The organism is Pseudomonas sp. PS02290 (assembly GCF_029960075.1).
In the GTDB taxonomy this organism is placed as follows: Bacteria; Pseudomonadota; Gammaproteobacteria; order Pseudomonadales; family Pseudomonadaceae; genus Aquipseudomonas.
This window is the reverse complement of record NZ_JASCOY010000171.1, coordinates 1-5,762: the sequence shown is the minus strand read 5'-3', so window position 1 is coordinate 5,762 and position 5,762 is coordinate 1. Positions and strand designations below refer to the sequence as shown.

Below are 5,762 nucleotides of genomic sequence, written 5' to 3'. Positions count from 1 at the left end.
GAGTGGGCCGAGCCGCATGGATGCGGCGAGAGCGCCGTCAGGGCATGGATGCCCGTTCGGCGCGGGCCCACGGAGCGAGACCGGAGTGAAGGAACCCTGACGAAGGAAGGGCCCAACCAGGAGCAAGCACCCTTGGTTACTTGGGGTGCTTTTCCAAGTAACTCGCCGAAGGCGAAACAGTCTGCCCCCAGGCAGACGCTGTTGATCTTGATCTCAACAATCTAGAAGCCCTACGAATCACGCCTCAAATCCGGCGGAATCGGCAGATTATCCCTCAGCGGATCAGGCCGCTTGCCACGCCCCGCCCGATACTGCCGAATCTGATACACATACGCCAACACCTGCGCCACCGCCAGATACAACCCCGCCGGAATCTCCTGATCCAACTCAGTGCTGTAATAAATCGACCGCGCCAACGCCGGCGACTGCAACAACAAAATCTCATGCTGCGCCGCAATCTCCCGAATCTTCAGCGCCATGAAATCACTGCCCTTGGCCAACAGAATCGGCGCCCCGCCCCGCTCAGCGTCATACTTCAACGCCACCGCATAATGCGTCGGGTTCGTGATAATCACATCCGCCTCCGGAATCGCCGCCATCATCCGCCGCTGCGACATCTCCCGCTGCAACTGACGAATCCGCTGCTTGACCTCCGGCCGACCCTCACTGTCCTTGTGCTCATCACGCACCTCCTGCTTGGTCATCAGCAACTTCTTGTGGGACTCCCACAACTGCACCGGCACATCGATCGCCGCGATGATCAAAAGGCCCAGTGCCATCCACAGCGTGCTCCAGCCGACCAACTGCAAACTGTGCACCACCGCCATTTCCAGCGGCTCATGGGCGATGGACACCAGGTCGCCCTTGTCCTTCATCAGCACCACCAGCGCCACCGCCAGCACAATCAAAAACTTCGCCAGCGACTTCAGCAGCTCGATCAGCGCCTTGGGCGAGAACATCCGCTTGATCCCGGCGGCCGGGTTCATGCGGCTGAACTTGGGCGCCAGAGAGCCTGCGGCAAACAGCCAGCCGCCGAGGGAAATGGGACCGACGAACGCCGCCACGGTCAGCGCCAGCAGGATCGGCTGCACCGACAGCAACGCCGCCTTGCCCGAGGCCATCAGCATGATCGCCATGCTGCGCTCATCGAGAATCGCCTCGCGGGTGATGGTGAAATTGTCGCGCATCAACTGCATCATCATCTCCGCCATGGAGCCGCCAAACGCCAGCAGCCCCGCAGCGCCCACGATCATCACTACGACCGTATTGAGCTCCTTGGAGCGGGCGATCTCGCCCTTCTCCCGGGCGTCGCGTTTGCGTTTGTCCGTGGGGTCTTCTGTCTTGTCCTGACCACTCTCGCTTTCGGCCATGTCAGCGCGCCTTGACCAGGTCTCTGAGCAACTGCAGGGCGTCGACCGCCAGCGGTTGGTATTGATTGAGAATGTCGCCGAGGGTGATCCACAGAATCACCATGCCCAGCACCAGCGTCAGCGGAAAACCGATCGAGAAGATATTCAGCTGCGGCGCCGCGCGGGTCATCACGCCCATGGCAATGTTCACCACCAGCAGCGCAGCGACGGCCGGCAACACCAGCACCAGCGCCGCGGCGAGCACCCAGCCCAGACGCATCACCAACAACCAGATGTCGGCAGTGCTGAGGCCCTGCCCCACCGGCAAGGTGGTGAAGCTTTCGATGATGATTTCGAACACAACCAGGTGGGCGTTCATGGCCAGGAACAGCAGCGTCACCAGCATGGTGAAGAACTGTCCGACCGTGGCGATCGATACGCCATTGACCGGGTCGACCATGGACGCAAAGCCCATGCCCATCTGGATCCCGATGATCTGCCCGGCGATCACGAAGGCCTGGAAAAACAGCTGCAGCGACAGGCCAAGCCCGGCGCCAATGATGATCTGTTGCGCGATCAGCAGCAGCCCGCTGAGGTCGAGAGCATTCACGGCGGGCATCGGTGGCAGGCTTGGCGCAACCACGACGGTGATCGCCAGCGCCAGATAAAGCCGCACCCGTTTGGGCACCAGCGCGGTCCCGATCATCGGCATGGTCATCAGCAACGCGCCGATGCGGAAAAGCGGCAGCATGAACGCCGCCACCCACGTGCTGATCTGGGTGTCGGTCAACGCCAGCACAGGTTCCATCGAGGGGTCAGCCGATCACTTGGGGAATGCTGGTGTACAGATTGGTGATGTATTCCATGAAGGTGCGCACCATCCACGGGCCGACCACGATCAGCGTGACCAGCATGACCAACAGGCGCGGCAGGAAGCTCAGGGTCTGTTCGTTGATCTGCGTGGCGGCCTGGAACATCGAGACGATCAGGCCGACGATCAGGCTTGGTACCACCAGAATGGCGACCATGGTCGTGGTCAGCCACAGCGCTTCGCGAAACAGGTCGACGGCTACTTCCGGGGTCATGCTGCGCACTCCACGTCAAACAGGTTCATACACCACCAAAACTGCCGGCCAGCGTGCCGATGATCAGCGCCCAGCCATCCACCAGCACGAACAGCATGATTTTGAACGGCAGGGAAATGATCAACGGCGACAGCATCATCATGCCCATGGCCATCAGGATGCTCGCCACCACCAGATCGATGATCAGGAAGGGGATGAAAATCATGAAGCCGATCTGGAACGCCGTTTTCAGTTCGGAGGTCACGAACGCCGGCACCAGAATCGTCAGCGGCGCCGCGTCCGGGGTCGGAATGTCGGTGCGCTTGGACAAACGCATGAACAACTCGAGATCGCTGGAGCGGGTTTGCGCCAGCATGAAGTCCTTGATCGGCACTTCGGCCTTGGCCACGGCGTCCTGGGCGGTGAGTTTTTCCGCCAGGTACGGCTGCAGCGCGTCGTTGTTCACTCGGTCGAACACCGGCGCCATGATGAACATGGTCAGGAACAGCGCCATGCCGGTGAGGATCTGGTTGGACGGCGTCTGTTGCAGGCCCAGGGCCTGACGCAGGATCGAGAAGACGATGATGATCCGCGTGAAGCTGGTCATCAGCATGACGAACGCCGGGATGAAGCTCAGCGCGGTCATGATCAGCAGGATCTGCAGGCTGACCGAATATTCCTGCTGGCCGTTGGCGCCGGTGCCCAGCGTGATGGCCGGGATAGACAACGGATCGGCGCCGAACGCCAGCGGCGCTGCAAGCAACAGCAGCAGCGTCAAAACAATGCGCATCAGTTCATGTCCTTCTGATCCGAAGTATCTGGCTTGCCCGTCGTGCCTGGCGTGCCTGCTTTCTTGCCGGCGGCACCGAAAATATTCATGCCTGGGCGTTGCCCCGCCGCGCCCTTGTTGCCCAGCGCTTCAAGCAAACGCCTGGCGAACTCCGGCTGCGCGTTTTGCGCGTCAGGGACTTCGACCGGCTCATTCATCACGTGCAGCGCAGTGATGCTGCCGGGCGAGACGCCCAGCAACACCTGTTCGTTGCCGACCTGCACCAGCACCAGCCGATCACGCGTCCCCAACGCGCGGGAGCCCACCAGCTTGATCACCTGATTGCCAGCCGGCCCTGCGCGCTGCACCCGGCGCATCAGCCAGGCCAGCACGAAGATCAGCCCGATCACCAGCAGCAGCCCCAGCACCAGTTGCAGCAACTGACCGGCCATCCCGCCGTTCACCGAACCGGCGACGGGCGCGGCGACCGCAGGCGTTGCCGTCGCAGCCGTCGTCGCCATCGTTGCAGCAGGCGCGGCAGGCGTCGCCGGATCGGCCGCCATCACCGCCCAGGACAACGCCAACAGCGGCAGGCTCGACAGGGTTCTGATCACGCCGCGCACTTAACGCAGCTTCTTGATACGTTCGCTCGGGCTGATCACGTCGGTCAGACGGATGCCGAACTTTTCGTTCACCACCACCACTTCGCCGTGGGCGATCAGGGTGCCGTTGACCAACACGTCCAGCGGCTCGCCGGCCAGACGGTCCAGCTCGATCACCGAGCCCTGGTTGAGCTGCAGCAGGTTGCGGATGTTGATGTCGGTGCTGCCCACTTCCATGGAAATCGACACCGGGATATCCAGAATCACGTCCAGGTTCGGGCCGTCCAGCGAGACTGCGCCGTTGCTTTTCGCCACGCCGCCAAACTCTTCCATCGTCATGCGATTGGCGTTGTTGCCGGCGTCGGCCGCCAGCAGCGCGTCGATGTCCGCTTGCCCGTCCCCGGATTCACCCAGTGCAGCAGCCCACTCGTCGGCCAGAGCCTGGTCGTCTGCGGAAGTCATATCGTTGTCATTAGCCATGGTTGTCCTCGGGGAACATTGATTCGTTTACGCAGCACATTCGTTTTGCCGGTGACGGAGCGTCAGCGGCGCTCTATGGGTTCGACGACTTGCAGGGCCAGGTTGCCCTTGTGCGAACCCAGTTTGACCTTGAAGGACGGCACGCCGTTGGCGCGCATGACCAGGTGTTCCGGGAGATCGACCGGGATCACGTCGCCCGGCTGCATGTGCAGGATGTCGCGCAGCTTGAGCTGACGCGTAGCGACCGCGACCCGCAACGGCACCGACACGTCGAGCACGTCCTGCTTGAGGGCGTTGACCCAGCGTTCGTCCTGATCGTCGACGTCCGACTGGAAACCGGCGTCGAGCATTTCGCGCACCGGCTCGATCATCGAATACGGCATGGTCACGTGAAGATCGCCGCCACCGCCGTCCAGTTCGATGTGGAAGGTGGACACCACGATCGCTTCGCTCGGACCGACGATGTTGGCCATGGCCGGGTTCACTTCCGAGTTGATGTACTCGAAGTTGACTTCCATGATCGCCTGCCAGGCTTCCTTCAAATCAATGAACGCCTGATCCAGCACGATGCGCACCACGCGCAGCTCGGTCGGGGTGAATTCACGGCCTTCGATCTTGGCGTGGCGACCGTCGCCGCCAAAAAAGTTGTCCACCAGCTTGAACACCAGCTTCGCGTCGAGGATGAACAGCGCGGTGCCGCGCAGGGGTTTGATCTTGACCAGGTTGAGACTGGTCGGCACGTACAGCGAGTGCACGTATTCGCCAAACTTCATCACCTGCACCCCACCCACGGCCACATCGGCCGAGCGGCGCAGCAAGTTGAACATGCTGATACGGGTGTAGCGGGCGAAACGCTCGTTGATCATTTCCAGGGTCGGCATGCGTCCGCGGACGATGCGATCCTGACTGGTCAGGTCATAACTCTTTACGCTGCCAGGCTCGGCAACACTATCGGTCTGTACCAGACCGTCGTCGACGCCATGCAGCAGCGCGTCGATCTCATCCTGGGACAGCAGGTCTTGCACGGCCATGTCGTGGTCCTACTGCAGTACGTAGTTAGTGAAAAGTACCTGTTCGATCACGCTCTTGCTCAGCTCTTTCTGGCCCACTTCCTGGACCACGGCTGCCGCCTTCTGGCGCAGCATTTCCATGCCCACCGGCGTTGCGATGGTATCGAATGGCTGGCCGGAGAACATCATCACCAGGTTATTACGGATGACCGGCATGTGCGCTTTCAACGCTTCAAGGTCGGCGTGGTCGCGGGCCAGCAAGGTGATGCTGACCTGCATGTAGCGCTGACGACCGTTGACGTTGTAGTTGACGACGAAGGGCGGCGTCAGCGGTTCGAAGATCGCCTCTTTTTTGGCATTCGCCGCTTCCGCAATGGCGGCGGCGTCCGGCTTGCTTTCGGCCTTGTGCATGATGAACCAGGTCGCGCCTACCGACACACCAATGGCCAGCAGCAGCCCCACCACAATGAGGATGATGACTTTCAACT

General features: G+C 61.5%; 7 protein-coding genes and 1 pseudogene. All 8 read right to left on the bottom strand.

The window, feature by feature from the left end; all coding sequences use genetic code 11:
• Positions 1–230: 230 nt before the first annotated feature.
• The 8 genes and pseudogenes from flhB to fliL all read right to left on the bottom strand — a co-directional run bounded on the left by flhB (position 231) and on the right by fliL (position 5,760).
• Positions 231–1,370: a flagellar biosynthesis protein FlhB gene (gene flhB, locus QMX88_RS28580; RefSeq protein WP_192174150.1), complete on the bottom strand. Its 1,140-nt coding sequence runs from the start codon at positions 1,368–1,370 to the stop codon at positions 231–233.
• Position 1,371: 1 nt separating this feature from the next.
• A complete protein-coding gene (gene fliR / locus QMX88_RS28575; RefSeq protein WP_282373601.1) occupies positions 1,372–2,157 on the bottom strand; it encodes a flagellar biosynthetic protein FliR in 786 nt (261 codons plus the stop codon).
• A 7-nt stretch (positions 2,158–2,164) separates the two neighbouring features.
• Positions 2,165–2,434 carry a flagellar biosynthesis protein FliQ gene (gene fliQ, locus QMX88_RS28570; protein ID WP_065987304.1) on the bottom strand — a complete coding sequence of 90 codons (270 nt, stop codon included), beginning with the start codon at positions 2,432–2,434 and terminating at the stop codon, positions 2,165–2,167.
• Between the two features lie 25 nt (positions 2,435–2,459).
• On the bottom strand, positions 2,460–3,203 hold the full coding sequence (fliP, locus tag QMX88_RS28565) for a flagellar type III secretion system pore protein FliP (protein WP_192174149.1): 744 nt from the start codon (positions 3,201–3,203) through the stop codon (positions 2,460–2,462).
• Between the two features lie 119 nt (positions 3,204–3,322).
• A pseudogene (gene fliO, locus QMX88_RS28560) lies at positions 3,323–3,805 on the bottom strand (flagellar biosynthetic protein FliO); the annotation flags it as partial.
• Positions 3,806–4,264, bottom strand: a complete 459-nt coding sequence (gene fliN / locus QMX88_RS28555) for a flagellar motor switch protein FliN (protein WP_192174148.1) — start codon at positions 4,262–4,264, stop codon at positions 3,806–3,808.
• A gap of 62 nt (positions 4,265–4,326) precedes the next feature.
• Positions 4,327–5,295 carry a flagellar motor switch protein FliM gene (gene fliM / locus QMX88_RS28550; protein WP_133775890.1) on the bottom strand — a complete coding sequence of 323 codons (969 nt, stop codon included), beginning with the start codon at positions 5,293–5,295 and terminating at the stop codon, positions 4,327–4,329.
• 9 nt (positions 5,296–5,304) lie between these two features.
• A complete protein-coding gene (gene fliL, locus QMX88_RS28545; RefSeq protein ID WP_282373599.1) occupies positions 5,305–5,760 on the bottom strand; it encodes a flagellar basal body-associated protein FliL in 456 nt (151 codons plus the stop codon).
• Positions 5,761–5,762 lie beyond the last annotated feature (2 nt).

Coding starts and splice junctions, on each gene's coding strand:
- fliM (WP_133775890.1), bottom strand. CDS start 5,295: ATGGCCGTGCAAGACCTGCTGTCCCAGGATGAGATCGACGCGCTGCTG.
- flhB (WP_192174150.1), bottom strand. CDS start 1,370: ATGGCCGAAAGCGAGAGTGGTCAGGACAAGACAGAAGACCCCACGGAC.
- fliN (WP_192174148.1), bottom strand. CDS start 4,264: ATGGCTAATGACAACGATATGACTTCCGCAGACGACCAGGCTCTGGCC.
- fliR (WP_282373601.1), bottom strand. CDS start 2,157: ATGGAACCTGTGCTGGCGTTGACCGACACCCAGATCAGCACGTGGGTG.
- fliP (WP_192174149.1), bottom strand. CDS start 3,203: ATGCGCATTGTTTTGACGCTGCTGCTGTTGCTTGCAGCGCCGCTGGCG.
- fliQ (WP_065987304.1), bottom strand. CDS start 2,434: ATGACCCCGGAAGTAGCCGTCGACCTGTTTCGCGAAGCGCTGTGGCTG.